This window comes from Paraburkholderia kururiensis (genome assembly GCF_034424375.1).
Lineage (GTDB): Bacteria > Pseudomonadota > Gammaproteobacteria > Burkholderiales > Burkholderiaceae > Paraburkholderia > Paraburkholderia kururiensis_A.
Genome location: NZ_CP139965.1, coordinates 4,396,152 through 4,415,349, shown reverse-complemented (window position 1 = coordinate 4,415,349; position 19,198 = coordinate 4,396,152). Strand labels below are relative to the sequence as shown.

Genomic DNA, 19,198 nt, shown 5'->3' with positions numbered 1-19,198 from the left:
ATGCAAATCGACAAGCACGCCGTGCTCGACCGCATCAAGCGGATGTTCGCGGGCTTTGACCGTCCGCTCGCGCTCACCGTCTTCCTGCTGCTGTGCGTCGGCATCGTCACGCTGTACAGCGCGAGTCTGGACGTGCCGGGCCGCGTGGAAGACCAGCTTCGCAACATCCTGCTGACGTTCGTGCTGATGTGGGCGCTCGCCAATGTGCCGCCCACTACGCTGATGCGCTTCGCGGTGCCGCTCTACACGGTGGGCATCGCGCTGCTGGTGGGCGTCGCGATGTTCGGCCTCACGCGCAAGGGCGCGAAGCGCTGGATCAACGTCGGCGTGGTGATCCAGCCCTCGGAGATTCTGAAGATCGCCGTTCCGCTCATGCTGGCCTGGTACTTCCAGCGTCGCGAAGGCGTGATCCGCTGGTACGACTACGTGGTCGGCTTCGTGATCCTGGGGCTGCCGGTTGCGCTCATCGCCAAGCAGCCGGACCTGGGCACCGCCGTGCTCGTGTTCGCCGCGGGCTTTTTCGTGATCTATTTCGCGGGGCTCAGCTTCAAGCTGCTCGTGCCGGTGCTGATTGCGGGCGTGATTGCGGTGGCGTCCATTGCGGCCTTCCAGGACCGCATCTGCCAGCCCGAAGTCAACTGGCCGCTGATGCATGACTACCAGAAGCACCGCATCTGCACGCTGCTCGACCCCACGTCAGACCCGCTCGGCAAGGGCTTTCACACCATTCAGGCGGTGATCGCGATCGGCTCGGGCGGACCGCTCGGCAAGGGCTGGCTCAAGGGCACGCAGGCGCACCTCGAATTCATCCCCGAAAAGCACACCGACTTCATCTTCGCCGTGTTTTCCGAAGAATTCGGGCTGGTGGGCGGCATCGTGCTGCTTACCCTGTACATGGCGCTGATTGCGCGCGGGCTCTACATCGCCGCGAACGGCGCGACGCTGTTCGGGCGACTGCTGGCAGGCTCCCTGACGATGGCGTTCTTCACCTACGCCTTCGTCAACATCGGCATGGTGAGCGGCATTCTGCCGGTGGTCGGTGTGCCGCTGCCGTTCATGAGTTACGGCGGCACTGCGCTCACGACGCTCGGCATCGCGATCGGACTCATCATGAGCGTCGCGCGGCAAAAGCGGTTGATGCAGAGCTAGGGTGCGCTTGCGCTCAGCGGTTCGCGGCCATCCAGCTATCACCCGCTGCCGCCAACCGAAGCGCATGACCTGATTCTTATTGCTTCGGCGCCGCGTTCTGAAGCTGCGCGCTCAACTGCTGGTACTTGAGGCGCGCAGCCGGGTCGCCCTGGGCCGCCGCGGCCGCGTAGTAGGCGCGCGCCACGTTCAGGTTCTTCTCCACGCCGTCGCCGCCGCGCTCGTAAAACGAGCCGGCCACGTACTGCGCGGTCATGTCGCCGCCCTCGGCGGCCTTCTTGTACCAGTAGAACGCCTGGCGGTTGTCGCGCGAGGTGCCGCGACCGTCCAGAAACTGATTCGCCAGCGCGAGTTCGGCCTGCACATGCCCCTGCTGCGCCGCCTTCAGGAACCACTGGTGCGCCTCCACCGGATCGCGACCGACGAAGTCGCCATCGTCGTACATCTTCCCGTAGACGTACTGCGCGTGCGACATGTTGGCGTCCGCGGCCTTGCGCAGCCACTTCTTGCCCTCGTCGACGTTGGCGGCCGTGCCCTCGCCGTTGAGCAGCATCATCGCGTAGTTGAATTCGGCGAGCCGGCTGCCGCGCTGCGCCGCCTGACGGAACTCCGCGAGTGCCGCGCCGACGTTGCCGGCGTTGTAGTCCGCCACCGCCGATTCAGTCTGAGGGTCGCTCTTGGCGCCACCTTGCTGCTGCGCGAGCGCCAAGGCCGGGCCGCCCATGCAGAGCCCGCCCGCAGCCGCGAGCGCGGCGATCAGCTGAACCGTTTTCATGACCGTACCTCCTGCAACGCCTGACGCGTTGCCCGCAACATCCACATGACGTCCGCAGCGAGCGCGATGAAATTGAAGCCCGCTTCGCGGTACTGACGCGCACTGGCCACGTCCAGTGCAAAAATGCCCGCCGCGACACCCGCCGCGCGCGCCGCCGCAACAACCTTCGCCATGGCGGCCTGCACGTCGGGATGCTTCGAATCGCCCAGATGGCCGAGGCTCGCCGCCAGATCCGCGGGACCGACGAACACGCAGTCCACGCCCGGCGTGGCCGCAATGCGCTCCACCTCTTGCAAGCCTTGCGCCGACTCGATCTGCACGATGGTCGCGATCTGCGCGTTGGCCGTCTGAAGATAGTCGCGCCGCATGCCGTAGGCTGCAGCACGCACCACGCCGGCCACGCCACGCAGGCCATCGGGTGTGCTCTCCGACGGATATTGCGTGAGCCGGACGGCATGCGCCGCCTGGTCGGCCGACTCGACGTTCGGGAACATCACCGTGCGCGCGCCGATGTCCAGCACGCGCTTGACGAGCCACGGCTCGTTAGCCGGCAGGCGCACCACGGGTTCGCTCGGCAGATGTGCCGCGGCAATCGCGCGTAGCTGGGCGGCCACGTCGACGCTGTCGTTGGGCGTGTGTTCCATGTCGATCAACAGCCAGTCGAAGCCTGCATGCGCGAGCGCTTCAGCGGCTGTTTCGCTGCCCATGGAAAGCCACAAGCCATACAGCGGCCCGGCTTCCTTGAGCCGCTCTTTGAGGGAATTCGTGAAGGTGCTCATCGCCGCGCTCCTTGCGAAAGAGCGACGGCGCCGGCCGGCGGACGCGATTCAGCCAGGCGGTGCGCGCCCGATGGACGCGTGCCGCGCCCATGCGTGTATGGCTGAACGGCTTGGAAGATGGCGGCCGGCACGTCTCGCTCCATGTGGTTGTGGAGCGATCATACCGTGACAATAACGGGCACGCGTCGGGGCGGGTGGGCGCTCTTAGCCGGCCGGAATCGCGGGCCTCGCGGGCCGCTCCAACTAGTCGCGGGTCACTTCGGCCCAACAGTTCGGCGTTTCATAGAGACGCACGCGCGCGAGCCGCAGATTCACGCCGTAGTGGGCATCGTAGACGTTCGAGAGAATGTCGAACGCGATGGCCGCGAGGTTTTCGACCGTGGGAATGCGGTCCAGCACGACGGTCTTGTGGCCCGGCAGCGAATCGAGAAAACCGCGCACCTGGGTGTCGCCTTCGAAGACGAGGAACGCGTGGTCCCAGCGGTCCACCAGGTGCTCGTTCGCGAGCGCCTTCACGTCCGCGAAGTCCATCACCATGCCGCGGTCCGGCGCGCCTTCCGTTTCCACCAGATCGCCCTGCAGCGTGATTTCCAGCACGTAGCGATGGCCGTGCAGATTGCGGCACTGGCTGCGGTGGTCGGGAATGCGGTGGCCCGCATCGAATTCGAGTTTTCGGGTAATCGTCAGCACGGCGGATCAGGGAATGTTCAGGTACTTGTGAGTCTGCATGGACAGCCGCCAACGCGGATGCCGCTTGCACCAGTCGATGGCGAGCTTCGTGTTGATGTCGCGCGACGGACCGTCCATGGGTTGCACGAGAAAGTAATCGAAGTCGAGCTTCTCGTAGTCGGCAAGGCGCTGGTTGTCCTGCGGCACGACAACCTTCAGCTCGTTGCCCTTCGTCACGACGAGCGGTGCGTCGGCCTTCGGGCTCACGCAGATCCAGTCGATCGTGTCGAGCACCGGCAGCGAGCCGTTCGTTTCGATGGCGATCTCAAAGCCCGCTTCATGCAGCGCATCGACGAAAGGCGGGTCGATCTGCAGCATGGGCTCGCCGCCCGTGCAGACCACGAAGCGGTGCGCTTCGCCTTCCGGCCACAGCGATGCGATCTTCGCGACGAGGTCGGCCGCGTCGCGGTACTTGCCGCCGTTCTCGCCGTCGGTGCCGACGAAATCGGTATCGCAAAAGCGGCAGACGGCAGAGCTGCGATCCTCCTCGCGCCCGGACCACAGGTTGCAGCCGGCGAACCGGCAGAACACGGCCGGACGGCCGGCGTTCGCGCCTTCGCCCTGCAACGTATAGAAGATTTCCTTGACCGCGTACGTCATGCTGCTTTCTGTCTGTGTTCGTCCCGGCGTGGGATCACGCCTTCGTTTTGCGTACCTGCTGCATGTGCCGGCCGCCTGCTCACACAGGCGAAGTCACCTTCTCGCCGGCGAGCCATGCCTCGTATCCGCGTTTGCGCAACCGGCATGCCGGACATTCGCCGCAACCGAAGCCCCAGCTGTGCAGTTCCGCGCGCTCGCCGACGTAGCACGTGTGCGTTTCCACGCGGATCAGTTCCACGAGCGCATCGCCGCCAAGCTCGTGCGCAAGCCGCCACGTATCCGCCTTGTCGAGCCACATGAGCGGCGTTTCCAGCACGAAGCGGCTGTCCATGCCGAGATTGAGCGCTACCTGCAACGCCTTCATGGTGTCGTCGCGGCAATCCGGGTAGCCGGAGAAGTCCGTTTCGCACATGCCGCCCACCAGCACCTGAAGGCCGCGCCGATAAGCAATGGCCGCGGCGATCGTCATGAACATCAGATTGCGGCCCGGCACGAACGTGTTCGGCAGTCCGTTGGCCGAGGCCTCGATCTCGATCTCGCGCGTCATCGCGGTGTCGCTGATCGCGCCCAGCACCGAAAGGTCGATCATGTGATCGTCGCCCAGACGGTCGCCCCAAGCCGGAAACTGCCGCGCGATCGCACTGCGGAAGCTCTCGCGGCACTCCAGTTCGATGCGGTGCCGTTGGCCGTAATCGAAGCCCAGCGTTTCTACCGTTTCAAAGCGGTCGAGCGCCCATGCAAGGCAAGTGGCCGAGTCCTGGCCGCCCGAAAACAGCACAAGCGCGCTGTTTTTAGCGTCTGTTCGAGTCACCGTGAAGCTCCGTGTATTGAGTGAGGGCGCCGCGCTCGCCTCGTGTGCGCCCTTGTGCGATGAAGCCGCGCAAGTGCGGCCGTGCCGCGGCCCGGGCAGTATAGGTCGCGCCATTTGCCGCAGGGCGCGCACGCGCTTATACCGCCAATCGTCAGAATTTGCAGCGCCGGCACGCTGGCGACGCAGCGGGTTCGGCCCGGCGCACACTCGTGCCGTTGCTGGAACGGCCGGCCGGGATCGAACGGAATCGGAACTCGCGGACGGGGCAATCGGCGCATGGCGATTGCGGCTTCCGTCTTGCCGCTTCGCTCGCGATGTAGCGCGTTATATTATCACGCGCCCCATACCGCCACCGGCGAGCCGGCCGGACCCTCAGCCTGGAAGTTGGCCAAAACGAAAGCCCCAGGAATCTGACGATTTCCTAGGGCTTAATTCTGGTGGCCTGGGGCGGAATCGAACCACCGACACGCGGATTTTCAATCCGCTGCTCTACCAACTGAGCTACCGGGCCAACGAAGAAGCGAGAGTATAGCAAAGCACTACGTGCACCTCAAGCCCTCGTCCGAAAATTTCCGCAGCGCGACTTTCGGCTCCCGACGGGCGCCGCACCCGTCATTCCCCCTTGTTTTTGCCGAGGTCGACGCCGAGCTGTTTGAGCTTGCGGTACAGGTGCGTACGTTCGAGGCCGGTTTTTTCCGCCACGCGCGTCATGCTGCCGTTCTCGCGCGCAAGGTGGTACTCGAAATACGCGCGCTCGAAAGCGTCGCGCGCGTCGCGCAACGGAATGTCGAACGAAATCGATGCGGTTTGCAGCGCGGCCCCGGCGGTCGTCACGCCGTCGGCAGAGAGAATGGGCAGCGCCGCAGCGGACGCAACCACCGTCGATCCCGCCGACGCAACCGGCTTGGCCGCCGCGCCCGCCATCACTGGTGCCGCCGTGCCGCGCGCAAGTCCCTGCTCCACGGCCTTCAACAGCTTTTGCAGCGCAATCGGCTTCTCGAGGAAATTGAGCGCGCCGATCTTAGTGGCCTCGACGGCGGTGTCGATCGTCGCGTGTCCCGACATCATGATGACCGGCATGGTGAGCTGCCCTTGGGCCGCCCACTCCTTCAACAGCGTGACGCCATCGGTGTCCGGCATCCAGATGTCGAGCAGCACGAGATCGGGCGCCTGACGCAGGCGGAAGTCGCGTGCTTCCTGTGCGTTTTCCGCCACCTCGACGACGTGTCCCTCGTCGCTCAGGATTTCCGAGAGCAATTCCCGGATACCCATTTCGTCATCTACCACCAGGATGGTTGCCATTTAAGCTGCCCTTGTCTGCACTGTTGCTTTCGTCGTTCCCTGTGAGGCCGCGCGGGCCGTCTTCTCCCCTGTGCTGGGGGCGGCGGCATCGTCCGCGAGCTGGAGAAAGAGAATCGAAATCTGGGCGCCCTCGACCACGTCGCCCGCTCTCAGCCGGTTGCGAATGTCGATGCGCGCGCCGTGTTCGTCGACGATCTTCTTGACCATCGCGAGTCCCAGCCCTGTCCCTTTGGCCTTGGTCGTCACGTAAGGTTCGAATGCGCGCGTCAGGATGCGCGCGGGAAAGCCGGGCCCGTTGTCGGAGACGGTCAGCCGCACCGCGACGCGCGTCTTACCTTCGGCGTCGGGATCGCCATATTCTACTGTTCTCGTTTCGAGCAGCACACGCGGCTGCTCGACATCCGCCACCGCGTCTTGCGCATTCTGCAGCAGGTTATGGATCACCTGACGCAGTTGCGTCGCGTCGCCGCGAATCACGGGCAGCGTGGAAAGCTCGACGTGAATCGCGCTCTTGCCTTCCTCGATGCCGTAGAGCGTGAGCACTTCGCCCACCAGATCGTTGAGCTGAAGATTCGCGAGCACCGCGGGCGGCGTGCGGGCGTAGTCGCGGAAGTTGTCGACCATCTGCTTCATCGCCGCGACCTGATTGACGATGGTCGTGGCGCCGCGCTTGAGCACGTCGGCGTCGGCGGGCGCGAGCTTGTCGGAGAGCTTCATCTGCAGGCGCTCGGCCGAAAGCTGGATCGGCGTGAGCGGATTCTTGATCTCGTGTGCAAGACGCCGCGCCACCTCGCCCCAGGCAACGGAACGCTGCGCGGAAATCACGTCGGAGATGTCGTCGAACACCACCACGTAGCCGGACGTCTGCGCGTTGCCATTGGCATCGCCCGCGTCGCCGGCCGTCGCCTCGGAAACGAGCCGCGCGCCGCGCACGAGCAGCGTGAGCGGATCCGTCTCGCCCGGCACCTGCACCGAGAACTGCTGCTGCCAGTGTCCGCGATCGGCATGGCCGTCGCCGGCTGCTTCGCGATCGGCAAACGCCTTGCGCACCATCGCGCCGAACTCCGCAAGCACGCCAATGCGTTCGAGCGACGAGCCCAGCATCGCCTGGAACGGCTGGCGGAAAATGCGCTCGGCGCCGGGGTTCGCCGTGGTCAGGCGAAACTGCCGGTCGAACACGAACACACCCGCCGTGAGATTCGCAAGAATGCTTTCGAGGTACGCCTTCGAATGTTCGAGCGCGATGCGGTTCTTCTCCACGGCTGCGCGCGCTTCGGAAAGCTGCCGCGTCATCGCGTTGAACGACTGCGTGAGGAAGCCCAGCTCGTCGCGCGACTTGACCTCGCGCTTGGGCGTGTAGTCGCCTTCGGTCACTTCCTTCGTGCCTTGCGCGAGCAGGAAAAGCGGTCGGGCGAGCTGGTTGCCGAGCGCGAGCGCAATCATCATCGCGATGAAGGTGGCGAGGAAGAGCGCGAGCGTGAGCGTGCCGATGTACATCTTGCGCAAGCCCGTTCGGCCGAGCGCCTTCTCCTGATATTCGCGATAGGCGCGCTGCACGGCGTCGGCGTTGCGCGCGAGCGTGGGCGAGACCGGCTGCGTGAGCTGCAGGAAGCGCTCGGTGGGCTGCAGCAGCGACGCGTTAGTGTCCGGAATGCGCTGGACCACGCGCAAGCGCAACACGCCTTTGCTGCCGTGCTCGCGCGGGTCGCCGTCCACTTCGCCTTCGATCGCAGCGAAGCCGCGACCGCGCGCCTGGTCGATCATCAGCGGCGTGGGCAGATCGGTGGGCACGAGCGACGAGAGATTGCCCGAAGCCTGTGCCACCACGTGCATGTCGGGCGTGGCGCCCGACATGCTGCGCACGGGCTCGACGATGGTCGCATCCTGCACGCCGAACTGGTCGCGCAGACGCAGCAGCGTGAGCGTGGTGCCGGCGGCGTCGGCGCTCGCTAGCTGCTCGGCCATGAGGCGGCCCTTCGTCTGCAGATCCGAGAGCGACGCGTCCAGCATGCCGCGCCCGAGGTTGAGGCCGGACGTGAGCGCCGTTTCGACATTGACGTCGAACCACGACTCGATGCTGCGCGAGACGAACTGATACGACACCACGTAGATGATGCCGCCCGGCACGACGCCCACCAGCGCGAAGAAGAACGCCAGCTTGGCGAGCAGCCGCGTGCCGAACTTGCCCTTCCGGAGCCGCGAGACGATCACGACCACAAGCGCCGTCACCACGAGCATGAAGATCAGCGCGACGGCGATGTTGGCCGCGTAGAGCCACGAGTAGTAGCGGTCGAAGAATTCGGTATTCGCGCTCGCTGCCGCCAGCAGCACGAGCAGCAGCACGGCCGTGACGGCGACCGTCAGAACAAGCAGCCTGACGACGACGCTACTGACACTGGTGGCGCGGCGCACTCTATTTAGCACGATCGCTCACCGTGAAAGTGAAGCGCTTCCAGTCGGAAGCGAGATTCCAGTCGCGATTGTTCACCGCGTCGATCTGGAACGGCTTGGGCATCAATGCAATGTCGAGCTGCATGCGCACCGACGCGTTGTAGGTCTCGTCCACATGGACCTGATTGCGGTCGATCACGTGCCACGACGTGACGTGTTTGATCACCGCGAGCGCTTCCTTCAGCGACGAAAAGCCGAGTTGCAGGCCGCCGCTCGACACGCGGTACTCGCGCGTGAGCGGCTGAAACGAGAGGCGGATGCTTTGCGAAACGCTCACCGGTTGCTCGTCGAACCAATACCAGCGCGGACGGCTCAATTCAAAATCGGTCGTGAAATAGAGCGGAATGCCCTTGTTGACAGCGTCTTCGAGGCTGCTGTTGAGCTCGAAATCGAAACGCGCGTCGAGGCTCCAGCCGTTGTTGTCCGCCTGAAGCGACGCACGCTGGACGGCGATCTGATCGGCACGCGCCGGCCCGGCTGCGGTCAGGCAGACGGTCAGCGTGATCCACAGCACGACCGCGAGCCGGAGCGGAAAGAAGCGTTTGATGGTCACCGTTTCTGAAAGCGCGCGTAGAAGAATCCGTCGTGATCCGCGTTGTGCTCTGAAACCGCGGCGGCGCGGCTGGCCCCTGCGGCGGCACCGGAACCGCCTCGCGCCTCTGCTGGCGCGCGATGAACGGTGGGCAGCAGCTGCCCGGGCGCGTCCAATCGTACCGCATCCTGGTGGAAGCTTTCAAACCAGCGCGCCTGCAACTCACCTTCCTCGGGAAAGATCGAGCAGGTGACGTAGAGCAACTCGCCGCCCGGCTTCACGAGCAACCACAACGCCTCCAGAATGCGGCGCTGTTCGGCGACGAGGGCGTCGATGTCCGACGCGCGCCGCAGCCACCGAATGTCGGGATGCCGCCGTACGATGCCCGAAGCGGAACACGGCACGTCGGCAAGAACGCGATCGAACGGGCGGCCGTCATGCCATTGCGAAGGGTCACCCGCATCGCCCACGCGAATTTCGGCATCGAGACCCAGGCGCTGCAAGTTCTCGGCGATACGCGGCGCGCGGGCGGGGTCGCTTTCGAGCGCAACGAGTTCGATATCCGCGAGCTCCAGCAGATGGCCGGTCTTGCCGCCAGGCGCCGCGCAGGCGTCGAGCACGCGCATGCCGTCGCGCACGTCGAGCGAACGCGCCGCCAGCTGCGCGCCGGCATCCTGCACGGAGACGAGACCGCTCGCAAAGCCCGGAATGCGATCCACCGGCGTGGGCACCACGAGCGTCACCGCCTGCTCGCCGGATTGCGTCGCGTCGATGTGCTGTTCGCGCAGCAGGGCCAGATAGTCGTCCACGCTCGAGCGACGCGTGTTCACACGCAAAGTGAGCGGGCCGTGGTCATTGCCGGCCGCGAGAATGTCTTGCCAGGCGTCGGGCCACGCGCGACGCGTGGCGTCTATCCACCATTGCGGATAGTTCCAGCGCGCGACCTCGTCCTGGCGCACCTCGGCAAGCAGCGCGTCGCGTTCGCGCAGGAAGCCTCGCAGCACCGCATTGACGAGCCCCTTCGCGAAGCTGACCTCGCGGCGCGCGCCCACGGCATTCACGGCCTGGTCCACGACGGTGAACGCGGCATACGAAGGTGGCTCGCTCTCGTCGCAGAGAAGCGCCAGCGCGCAGGCGAGCATGTTCGTGACGTGAGCGGGCGGCGTCTTGTGGACGCGCAACGCGATCACGCGATCGACCGTCGCGAGGCAACGCATGGTGCGATAGGCGATGTCTTGCGTCGCGCCGCGCGCGAGGCTGGCTGCGGAAGCGGGAAGCGAACCGGATACGGCTGCGAGCGCAGCAGGGAGTGCCGCGCCGCCACGTACGGCGGTCACGGCCTGGGCTGCGCAATCGAGTGCGAAGCCCAGCGAATCGGGCGCAACGCGCAAAGCGGAGAGGCGCGGCTCGCGGCTCTGCGGCGAACGACCGGATTGCGGCACTTGAGCGCGGTGCGCCGGACGGTCCTGCCCCGATTGCGCGGGTCTCGAAGGACGCGAACGCGCCGTGTGTTCAGCGGCGGGACGCCGGGAAGGTTTGGATGTCATGAAAAACGAGGGCGGCCACGCAATGCACGGTGTGCAAACGGTGCATTGTAACGTGACGCGCCACTCGTTCTTTGTCGAGGCGGGCGGCGTTGGAGGGAAGCGCCTCGGCCCGCGATAGCGGCACCGTTAGAGGCGCGCGCCCCTGACGGTCAGTCGAAGCGTCCGGTTCGTGCCATCTCCATCAGGCGCGCAATGCGCTCTTCGGTAGAGGGGTGCGTGGAGAAGAGATTCGCGATACCGCCTGCATGCAGGGGATTCACGATCATCATCTGCGCAGTGGCCGGATGCTCTTCGGCCGCGGCAAACGGAACGCCGCTCGCATAGCGGTGAATTTTGTCGAGCGCGGCAGCCAGCGCCTGCGGATCGCCGGAAATCTGCGCGCCGCCGCGGTCGGCCTCGAACTCGCGAGCGCGCGAAATGGCCATCTGGATCAGGCCGGCCGCAATCGGGGCCAGCAACGCAACGGCGATACCCGCAATCGGGTTGGCAGGACGCCCGTTCTCGTCACGCCCGCCGAAGAACATCGCGAAGTTGGCGAGCGCGGAGATAGCGCCAGCCATCGTGGCCGAAATCGTGGAGATCAGGATGTCGCGGTGCTTCACGTGAGCGAGTTCATGCGCCATCACCCCACGCATTTCGCGCTCGGACAGCACCCGCAGAATGCCCGTGGTGGCCGCGACAGCGGCGTGTTCAGGATTGCGGCCCGTGGCGAACGCGTTCGGCGCAGCTTCGTCGATCAGGTACACGCGGGGCATCGGCAGGCCGGCACGCGTGGCGAGGTCACGCACCATGCGGTAGAACTGCGGCGCGGTGGTTTCATCGACTTCCTGCGCGTTGTACATGCGCAGGACCATCTTGTCGGAGAACCAGTACGAAAAGAAGTTCATGCCGAGCGCGACCAGAAGCGCCAGCATCATGCCGCGCTGGCCCCCGATCATGCCGCCGATCACGATGAAAAGGGCCGTGATCGCGGCCATCAACATCGCGGTTTTGACCCAATTGAACATGTGCGTTGCTCCTTGCCCGTAGAAGTTCATCACCGCCTGCCTGCCCGAAGCACGGCGCTCGTGGCGGGAAAGCGGCTTATTGTAAGCGAGTTGTTAGATATGACCGGGCGCGGAAAATTCAATCAGCGTGTGGCGGTGGCGAGGCGGATGCCGAGACCGACGAAAGCGGTGCCCACGCCGCGGTCCAGCCACCGCTTGAGGGCGGGCTTGCCCGAGAACCGTTGCGTGACGCTACCGGCAACCCACGCAACAAAACTGTTCCAGATCGTGCTCATCGCGACGAACACAACGCCGAGCGTCAAAAACGCAACCACCTTCTGATCGCTGCCCGGCACCACGAACTGCGGGAAGAACGACACGAAAAAGAGCACGACCTTCGGATTCAGCACGTTCGTCCAGAAGCCTTGCAGGAAAAGCTGCCGCAGGGAACGGTCCGTTGCCGGCATCTGCGAGGCCGCGGAATTCGCGGCGTCTTCGGCACGCTTGTCCGGTTTCGTGAAGATGAGCCGCACGCCGAGATAGACCAGATAAAGCGCGCCGACAAACTTGATTACCGTGAACGCAGTGGCCGAAGCAGCAAGCAGTGCGGTAAGCCCGAATGCGCAGGCAAGCGAATGCACGCAGCAGCCGGCCGAAATGCCGAGCGCCGACATCAGTCCGGCACGGCGGCCCTGAGCCACGCTGCGTCCAACGATGTACGCGGTGTCGGGCCCCGGTGTCACGTTGAGCAGAAAGACCGCGACGACGAAAAAACCGAAATGAGTGATGCCGGACATGAAGAACCTCGAAGTCTTTGGAAGACCCGGTTAAACGCAAAGCACTGCAGTAAGAATTTTAGCGCCGGCCACAGCGGCGACGCGACCCGGCCGATCGGCCGATGGCGTGCAGCGTCACGCACGTTTATCGTTTCAGCAATCAGGCCTTGGAGACCGGACCCACCGCCGGCTCGGGCAAGGCGAAACGCTGGTCGGTGACAAGCGGCGAGCCCGCCAGAAACTCGCGTACGGAAAGCCGTTTGCCGCCGGGCTTCTGCAACTGCGTGATGCGCAAAGCGCCTTCACCGCACGCCACGACAACGCCCTCGGCCGATACATCGACGATCTGGCCAGGTTGCGTGTGGCCCCGCGGGAGAGCGTCGACCGGTTCGGCCGCCCAGATTTTCAGCGGGGTGCCGTCGAGTGTGCCGACACCGCCCGGGAACGGGTCGAAGGCACGCACCTGGCGCGCGAGCGCCGCAGCGGGACGCCGCCAGTCGAGCGCCGCTTCGTGCTTGCCGATCTTCTCGGCGTAGGTGGCGCCCTCGGCGGGTTGAGGAATGGTGGGCAGGCGGCCGTCCCGCTCCAGATCCACGAGCGCACCGACGATCAGCTGCGCACCCAGCTGTGCAAGACGGTCGTGCAGGGTCGCAGTGGTATCGACCGGGGTGATGGTCGTACGCGCCTCGCGGATCATCGCGCCCGTGTCGAGGCCGGCGTCCATCTGCATTAGCGTGATGCCGGTTTCGGCGTCGCCTGCCTCGATCGCGCGGTGGATGGGCGCGGCGCCCCGCCAGCGCGGCAACAGCGAGGCGTGGATGTTGATGCAGCCATGCGGCGCGATATCGAGCACTTCCTGCGGCAACAACAAGCCGTAGGCGGCAACCACCATCACGTCGTGCGGCGTGGCGCGCAGTTGGTCGATAGCGGCGGCGGCTTCGGCCGGAAACTTGCCGTTACGGCGCAGCGACGGCGGCTGCGCCACGGCCAGACCGTGCTCGGTCGCGTAACGCTTGACCGGGCTCGCCTGCATTTTCATGCCGCGCCCGGCTGGTCGGTCCGGCTGGGTCAGGACGAGCGGCACCGCAAAGCCGGCTTCGTGGATGGCGGCAAGCGCCGCCGCGGCAAACTCCGGCGTACCGGCAAAAACGACGCGTAGGGAATGACTCATGAGGCAAACGACCAGACGTGATGACGGCACAAGTTGAAAGCAGCGGTGCGGGGCACCGCAAGCCACGCATCACATCGCGCGCTCGAGCTTCTTCATCTTGCTCTTGATGCGCGTCTGCTTGAGCGGCGAGAGGTACTCGACGAACACGCGGCCCATCAGGTGATCCATTTCGTGCTGGATGCACACGGCGAGCAGCCCTTCGCAATCCAGTTCGAACGGCTCGCCTTTTTCGTTGAGAGCGCGCACGCGCACCTTGTCGGCGCGCTCCACATTGTCGTAAATGCCCGGCACCGAAAGGCAGCCCTCTTCCGAGAGCTTCTTCTCGTTGCTCGACCACACGATTTCGGGATTGATGAACGTGAGCAGCTGGTCGTGCGTTTCGGAAACGTCGATCACGATCACGCGCTCGTGCACGTCCACCTGCGTCGCGGCCAGCCCTACGCCCGGCGCCTTGTACATCGTCTCGGCCATGTCGGCGACGAGCTTGCGGATACGGTTGTCGACCTCTGCAACGGGTTTCGCGACCTTGTGCAGCCGCTTGTCGGGATAGTGAAGGATGTTCAGTAAAGCCATGGCATCAAGAGGATTTTCGTGGCGCGCCGCACGCCGAATGGGGCAGCGGCCAGATTGGCCATACGGCCAGCTTGGCGACCGCACGGGCGACGCACACCATATAACGACTGAGAGCGCCAGATTCAACGCATGAGCCTGCGCTGATCGGTTCAGCTACGACGGTCGCACGGACACGCCGCAGGTTGTCTTTCATTTCGGATGATGAAAATTTTAGCATGGGCTGCCCGCGGCTGCTTCCGCCGGCGAGCCCGCTTTGAACCGCTACGGGATTAACGCAACGTGGATACGATGCATTCGCTGCCGATGACCGACGCCGAACTTATCGGCTGGCTGCGCCTGTCTTGCGCGCCGGGCGTGCCGCCCGCCGCCCTGCGCAAGCTGCTCCAGACATTCGGCTTGCCGGAGGCTGTGCTGGCGCAGTCGTTCGCCGCGCTGGCAAGCGCAACCGATACGCGCACAGCTCAGGCCGTGCTCGCGGCGCCGGGTCCGGCCTTCGCGGAGCAGGCTTCAGCGGCCCTTGCCTGGCGGGAGGAAGCCGGCAATTGGGTCTTGACCTTGTGCGACCCCGCTTACCCGCCCATGTTGCTCACCATGCCGGATCCGCCGCCACTGCTATATATAAAGGGGCAACTCGACTCGCTCCACCGGAAGGCGGTGGCCGTCGTCGGAAGCCGAAGTGCGACACCGCAAGGCACCGAGGACGCCGCGCGCTTCGCTCGCGCCTTTTCCGAGGCGGGTCTCACGGTCGTGTCCGGTCTTGCGCTCGGCATCGACGGGGCTGCTCATCGTGGCGCGCTGACCGGTCTGGGCGGAACGGTTGCCGTGATCGGCACCGGCATCGATATCGTCTATCCGCCTTCGCATCGGACGCTCGCCGCGCAGATCGCCGAACAAGGTGCGATCGTCTCCGAGTGGCCGCTGGGCACGCCGGCGCGACCGTCGAACTTTCCTCAGCGCAATCGCCTGATTGCGGGACTTTCCAGCGGCGTGCTGGTGGTCGAAGCCGCGATGCGCTCCGGTTCGCTGATCACCGCGCGGCTTGCCAACGAAATGGGGCGGGACGTTTTCGCCCTGCCTGGGTCCATCCATGCGCCGCTTTCCAAGGGTTGCCACCGCATGCTCAAACAGGGCGCGATGCTCGTGGAGACGGCCGAAGAGGTGCTGGAACAGCTGGGCGTGGCCACGGCGCCGCGCCCGGGGCCGGCCGTTGTCGAGGCAAAGGCGACAGCCACCCGTTCGAGCCGCTCACGCGACGATCGCGCAAACGGCCGATCAGGCGCAGGCGAGTCTGCGGAAGGCATGCCGTCCGAACCCTCGCCCCAACGCACCCCGAGCCTCGACAACACCGCCTCGCCGCTCACGCCAGACGCCCAGCGACTACTGGATGCACTCGGTCACGCCCCGGCCACGCTTGAAATCCTGGCCCAGCGCACCGAAATGGAAGAAGCGGCACTGCAGCGAGCGCTGTTGTACCTCGAACTGGCGGGCCGCGTCACCGCCCTGCCCGGCGGCCGTTTCACCCGGGCGAGCCGCGACTGAGGCGGCGTCATGCTAAATTCGGCGGACCAGCCGGCTTGCTCCGGAGACCATCAGCACAAGAGAGATCGCGAGGAACCATCATGCCCGCGCTGAACCTCGATACCGATTCCGAGCGAATCGCCGAGCGCGTCAACGACCCCAACACACTATTCGTCGCCTGCCTGTGCGCTGAATGGTGTGGCACCTGCCGCGAATACCGCACGGCATTTGACCGGCTCGCCGATGCCCATCCGGAAGTCTGTTTCGCCTGGATCGACATCGAAACGCATGCAGACCGCTTCGACGACCTCGATGTAGAAAACTTTCCTACGATTCTGATCGAAGATGCCAGCGCCACCCGCTTCTTCGGTACCGTGTTGCCGCAGGCGGCCATCGTGGAGCGCATGCTTGCTGACCTGACGGCGTTGCCGGGCGTGACCGATGCGCCCAAGCTGCGGCCGGCCCTCACGATGGCCTGAACCCGTAGGCCCGTCCATAGCGGCCGGCGCGATCGGCCAGAGCACCGCTCAGCCCCGCGGTGCCGCGCTTGCCGCCACCCTGGCACCCCATTATGATGGGGCGCTTTTTTGGGGCGTCGAAACCGCCGCTGGCGCAGCGTGTGCTATAAAGCGGTCGTTATGGGCGTCTGCCCGACTCTACCCACTTGCAACCAGTCATGTCGAAAGCACTGATCATCGCCGAGAAGCCGTCCGTCGCGAACGACATCGCGCGCGCTTTGGGCGGCTTCACCAAGCATGACGAATACTACGAAAGCGACGAGTACGTGCTTTCGTCCGCTGTCGGCCATCTGCTCGAAATCGCCGCCCCCGAAGAGTACGAAGTCAAGCGCGGCAAATGGAGCTTCGCGCATCTGCCCGTCATCCCGCCCCACTTCGATCTGAATCCCATCGCGAAAAGCGAGTCGCGGCTCAAGGTGCTCACAAAGCTGATGAAGCGCAAGGATGTCGACCGCCTCATCAACGCATGTGACGCGGGGCGTGAAGGCGAACTGATCTTCCGTCTGATCGTTCAGCACGCGAAAGCGAAGCAGCCCGTGCAGCGCCTGTGGTTGCAATCGATGACGCCGGCCGCGATCCGCGAAGGCTTCGCCCATCTGCGCAGCGACGAAGACATGCAACCGCTCGCGGACGCCGCTCGCTGCCGCTCGGAAGCCGACTGGCTGGTCGGGATCAACGGCACGCGCGCCATGACCGCGTTCAACAGCAAGGGCGGCGGCTTCTTCCTCACCACGGTGGGTCGCGTGCAGACGCCGACGCTTTCCATCGTCGTCGAGCGCGAAGAAAAGATTCGCCGCTTCGTGCCGCGCGACTATTGGGAAGTGCGCGCCGAGTTTGTCTGCGCCGCGGGCTTCTACGAGGGGCGCTGGTTCGACCCGAAGTTCAAGCGCGACGAGTTCGATCCCGAGAAGCGCGAATCGCGTCTGTGGAGTCTGCCCGCGGCGGAAACCATCGTCGCGGCGTGCCGGGGCCAGATGGGCACGGTCACAGAGGAATCGAAGCCGTCGACACAGCTGTCGCCGCTGCTCTTCGACCTGACCAGCCTGCAGCGCGAAGCGAACGGCCGCTTCGGCTTTTCGGCCAAGAACACGCTGGGCCTCGCCCAGGCGCTGTACGAAAAGCACAAGGTGCTCACCTATCCGCGTACCGACGCGCGCGCGCTGCCGGAAGACTATATCGGCACCGTGAAGAGCACGCTCGAAATGCTCAAGGAGAGCAACAACTACCTGCCGCACGCAAAGCAGGTGCTCGACAAAGGCTGGGTGAAGCCGAACAAGCGCATCTTCGACAACTCGAAGATCAGCGACCACTTCGCCATCATCCCCACGCTGCAGGCGCCGAAGGCGCTGTCCGAGCCCGAGCAGAAGCTCTACGACCTCGTCGTGAAGCGCTTCCTCGCCGTGTTCTTCCCCGCAGCTGAATACCGCGTCACCACGCGTATCACCGAAGTAGTCGGCCATCACTTCAAGACCGAAGGCAAGGTGCTGATCGAGCCGGGCTGGCTGCAGGTGTACGGACGGGACGCGGGCGGCGACGACGCCAATCTGGTGCCCGTGCAAAAGGGCGAAAAGGTGGAGACCGACAAGATCGCCGCCCAACAGCTCACCACCAAGCCGCCCGCGCGCTACAACGAAGCCACGCTGCTGTCGGCCATGGAAGGCGCGGGCAAGCTCGTCGAAGACGACGAACTGCGCGAGGCCATGGCCGCGAAGGGGCTCGGTACGCCGGCCACGCGCGCGGCCATCATCGAAGGTCTGCTCGGCGAGAAGTATCTGGTTCGGGAAGGCCGCGAGCTCATTCCAACGGCCAAGGCGTTCCAGCTGATGACGCTGCTGCGCGGCCTCGGCGTCGAGGAACTGACTGCGCCCGAGCTCACCGGCGAATGGGAACACAAGCTCGCGCAGATGGAGCACGGCAACCTGCATCGCGACGCGTTCATGCAGGAAATTGCCCGCATGACGCAGACCATCGTGAAGCGCGCGAAGGAGTACGACTCCGATACCATTCCGGGCGACTACGCGACGCTCGAAACGCCGTGTCCCAACTGCGGCGGCCAGGTGAAGGAAAACTACCGGCGCTTTGCGTGCACGAAATGCGAGTTCTCGATCTCGAAGATTCCGGGGGGCCGTCAATTCGAGATTCCCGAGGTCGAAGAGCTGCTGCAGAAGAAGCAGATCGGTCCGCTCTCGGGATTCCGCAGCAAGATGGGCCGGCCGTTCTCGGCCATCCTCAAGCTCTCGTTCGACGACGAAACGAAGAACTACAAACTCGAGTTCGACTTCGGCCAGGATCAGGGCGGCGAAGACGGCGAGGCGCCCGACTTTTCCGACCAGGAGCCCGTGGGCGCCTGCCCGAAGTGCAAGGCGCGCGTGTTCGAGCACGGCATGAGCTATGTGTGTGAGAACTCGGTGGCCAATCCGAAGACCTGCGATTTCCGCTCGGGCAAGGTGATCCTGCAACAGGAGATCTCACGCGAGCAGATGGCGAAACTGCTTGCCGAAGGCCGCACGGATCTGCTGACCGGCTTCAAGTCGTCGCGCACGGGCCGCAACTTCAAAGCGTTCCTGGTGAAACAGAGCGACGGCAAGATCGGCTTCGAGTTCGAGAAGAAGGAGCCTGCCGCTGGCAAGACCGCCGCCAAAACGGCTGCGAAAAAGGTGGCGGCGACAGCCGGCGCCGACGCGGAAGGCGATGGCGACACGGTGACGGAAGCGGTTGCCGCTACGCCCGCGCGCAAGACGGCCGCGGCGAAGACCACTGCGGCGCGCAAGGTGGCAGCGAAGAAGACACCGGCGCGCAAAACAGGATCGTAACTGACGAGGACGCCCGCGAAAGCGGGCTTCTGAGCTTCACGCCGCCGTCGTCTGACGCTTCTCCCGAAGCAGAACGTTCAAACGTATAGAGCAAAAAAAACGCAGCCCAGGCTGCGCTTTTTTCATTTCGCGATACGCGTACATCGCAAGCGGTATCTCGACGACGGCCGC

The 19,198-nt window shown here is 64.9% G+C and carries 17 protein-coding genes and 1 tRNA gene; 4 read left to right on the top strand and 14 right to left on the bottom strand.

What is annotated here, in order from left to right; translation table 11 throughout:
* Nucleotides 1–1,149: a rod shape-determining protein RodA gene (rodA, locus tag U0042_RS19850; protein ID WP_114814217.1), complete on the top strand. Its 1,149-nt coding sequence runs from the start codon at nt 1–3 to the stop codon at nt 1,147–1,149.
* A gap of 76 nt (nt 1,150–1,225) precedes the next feature.
* On the opposite strand, the gene U0042_RS19845 is transcribed toward rodA, so the two are convergent.
* The 14 genes from U0042_RS19845 to def all read right to left on the bottom strand — a co-directional run bounded on the left by U0042_RS19845 (nt 1,226) and on the right by def (nt 14,178).
* Nucleotides 1,226–1,870, bottom strand: a complete 645-nt coding sequence (locus U0042_RS19845; RefSeq protein WP_232833531.1) for a tetratricopeptide repeat protein — start codon at nt 1,868–1,870, stop codon at nt 1,226–1,228.
* Nucleotides 1,871–1,917: 47 nt separating this feature from the next.
* Nucleotides 1,918–2,700, bottom strand: coding sequence for an HpcH/HpaI aldolase family protein (locus U0042_RS19840; protein ID WP_114814169.1), 783 nt, complete (start codon nt 2,698–2,700; stop codon nt 1,918–1,920).
* 243 nt (nt 2,701–2,943) lie between these two features.
* The gene (gene queD / locus U0042_RS19835; RefSeq protein ID WP_114814218.1) at nt 2,944–3,387 is read right to left on the bottom strand and encodes a 6-carboxytetrahydropterin synthase QueD; all 444 of its coding nucleotides are present in this window, start codon (nt 3,385–3,387) and stop codon (nt 2,944–2,946) included.
* A gap of 9 nt (nt 3,388–3,396) precedes the next feature.
* Nucleotides 3,397–4,029 carry a 7-carboxy-7-deazaguanine synthase gene (gene queE, locus U0042_RS19830; protein WP_114814170.1) on the bottom strand — a complete coding sequence of 211 codons (633 nt, stop codon included), beginning with the start codon at nt 4,027–4,029 and terminating at the stop codon, nt 3,397–3,399.
* A gap of 79 nt (nt 4,030–4,108) precedes the next feature.
* Nucleotides 4,109–4,840: a 7-cyano-7-deazaguanine synthase QueC gene (gene queC / locus U0042_RS19825; protein ID WP_114814171.1), complete on the bottom strand. Its 732-nt coding sequence runs from the start codon at nt 4,838–4,840 to the stop codon at nt 4,109–4,111.
* Nucleotides 4,841–5,275: 435 nt separating this feature from the next.
* Nucleotides 5,276–5,351, bottom strand: a tRNA-Phe gene (locus tag U0042_RS19820).
* Nucleotides 5,352–5,452: 101 nt separating this feature from the next.
* The gene (gene esaR, locus U0042_RS19815) at nt 5,453–6,142 is read right to left on the bottom strand and encodes a response regulator transcription factor EsaR (RefSeq protein WP_114814172.1); all 690 of its coding nucleotides are present in this window, start codon (nt 6,140–6,142) and stop codon (nt 5,453–5,455) included.
* Nucleotides 6,143–8,566: a sensor histidine kinase gene (locus U0042_RS19810; RefSeq protein WP_114814173.1), complete on the bottom strand. Its 2,424-nt coding sequence runs from the start codon at nt 8,564–8,566 to the stop codon at nt 6,143–6,145.
* A complete protein-coding gene (locus U0042_RS19805; RefSeq protein ID WP_114814174.1) occupies nt 8,556–9,146 on the bottom strand; it encodes a DUF4390 domain-containing protein in 591 nt (196 codons plus the stop codon). The genes U0042_RS19810 and U0042_RS19805 overlap by 11 nt, the downstream gene beginning before the upstream one ends.
* Nucleotides 9,143–10,672 carry a 16S rRNA (cytosine(967)-C(5))-methyltransferase RsmB gene (gene rsmB, locus U0042_RS19800; protein WP_232833528.1) on the bottom strand — a complete coding sequence of 510 codons (1,530 nt, stop codon included), beginning with the start codon at nt 10,670–10,672 and terminating at the stop codon, nt 9,143–9,145. Before rsmB ends, U0042_RS19805 begins: the two co-directional genes overlap by 4 nt.
* A 149-nt stretch (nt 10,673–10,821) precedes the next feature.
* Nucleotides 10,822–11,679, bottom strand: a complete 858-nt coding sequence (gene htpX, locus U0042_RS19795) for a zinc metalloprotease HtpX (protein WP_114814176.1) — start codon at nt 11,677–11,679, stop codon at nt 10,822–10,824.
* Between the two features lie 122 nt (nt 11,680–11,801).
* On the bottom strand, nt 11,802–12,455 hold the full coding sequence (locus U0042_RS19790; RefSeq protein WP_114814177.1) for a LysE family translocator: 654 nt from the start codon (nt 12,453–12,455) through the stop codon (nt 11,802–11,804).
* Between the two features lie 139 nt (nt 12,456–12,594).
* Nucleotides 12,595–13,605 carry a methionyl-tRNA formyltransferase gene (fmt, locus tag U0042_RS19785; protein WP_114814178.1) on the bottom strand — a complete coding sequence of 337 codons (1,011 nt, stop codon included), beginning with the start codon at nt 13,603–13,605 and terminating at the stop codon, nt 12,595–12,597.
* Between the two features lie 69 nt (nt 13,606–13,674).
* Complete coding sequence (def, locus tag U0042_RS19780) at nt 13,675–14,178, bottom strand: peptide deformylase (RefSeq protein ID WP_026120955.1); 504 nt, start codon at nt 14,176–14,178, stop codon at nt 13,675–13,677.
* Between the two features lie 288 nt (nt 14,179–14,466).
* Between def and dprA the strand changes: the two genes are divergently transcribed.
* From dprA to U0042_RS19765, 3 genes are all read left to right on the top strand, one after another.
* Complete coding sequence (gene dprA, locus U0042_RS19775) at nt 14,467–15,717, top strand: DNA-processing protein DprA (RefSeq protein ID WP_114814179.1); 1,251 nt, start codon at nt 14,467–14,469, stop codon at nt 15,715–15,717.
* An 80-nt stretch (nt 15,718–15,797) separates the two neighbouring features.
* Nucleotides 15,798–16,175, top strand: coding sequence for a thioredoxin family protein (locus tag U0042_RS19770; protein WP_114814180.1), 378 nt, complete (start codon nt 15,798–15,800; stop codon nt 16,173–16,175).
* 197 nt (nt 16,176–16,372) lie between these two features.
* Nucleotides 16,373–19,027 (top strand): DNA topoisomerase III, encoded by a 2,655-nt coding sequence (locus U0042_RS19765; RefSeq protein WP_114814181.1) that lies wholly within the window; start codon nt 16,373–16,375, stop codon nt 19,025–19,027.
* Nucleotides 19,028–19,198 lie beyond the last annotated feature (171 nt).

Coding starts and splice junctions, on each gene's coding strand:
- rodA (WP_114814217.1), top strand. CDS start 1: ATGCAAATCGACAAGCACGCCGTGCTCGACCGCATCAAGCGGATGTTC.
- U0042_RS19845 (WP_232833531.1), bottom strand. CDS start 1,870: ATGGGCGGCCCGGCCTTGGCGCTCGCGCAGCAGCAAGGTGGCGCCAAG.
- U0042_RS19840 (WP_114814169.1), bottom strand. CDS start 2,700: ATGAGCACCTTCACGAATTCCCTCAAAGAGCGGCTCAAGGAAGCCGGG.
- queE (WP_114814170.1), bottom strand. CDS start 4,029: ATGACGTACGCGGTCAAGGAAATCTTCTATACGTTGCAGGGCGAAGGC.
- esaR (WP_114814172.1), bottom strand. CDS start 6,142: ATGGCAACCATCCTGGTGGTAGATGACGAAATGGGTATCCGGGAATTG.
- rsmB (WP_232833528.1), bottom strand. CDS start 10,672: ATGACATCCAAACCTTCCCGGCGTCCCGCCGCTGAACACACGGCGCGT.
- htpX (WP_114814176.1), bottom strand. CDS start 11,679: ATGTTCAATTGGGTCAAAACCGCGATGTTGATGGCCGCGATCACGGCC.
- U0042_RS19790 (WP_114814177.1), bottom strand. CDS start 12,455: ATGTCCGGCATCACTCATTTCGGTTTTTTCGTCGTCGCGGTCTTTCTG.
- fmt (WP_114814178.1), bottom strand. CDS start 13,605: ATGAGTCATTCCCTACGCGTCGTTTTTGCCGGTACGCCGGAGTTTGCC.
- def (WP_026120955.1), bottom strand. CDS start 14,178: ATGGCTTTACTGAACATCCTTCACTATCCCGACAAGCGGCTGCACAAG.
- dprA (WP_114814179.1), top strand. CDS start 14,467: ATGCATTCGCTGCCGATGACCGACGCCGAACTTATCGGCTGGCTGCGC.
- U0042_RS19770 (WP_114814180.1), top strand. CDS start 15,798: ATGCCCGCGCTGAACCTCGATACCGATTCCGAGCGAATCGCCGAGCGC.
- U0042_RS19765 (WP_114814181.1), top strand. CDS start 16,373: ATGTCGAAAGCACTGATCATCGCCGAGAAGCCGTCCGTCGCGAACGAC.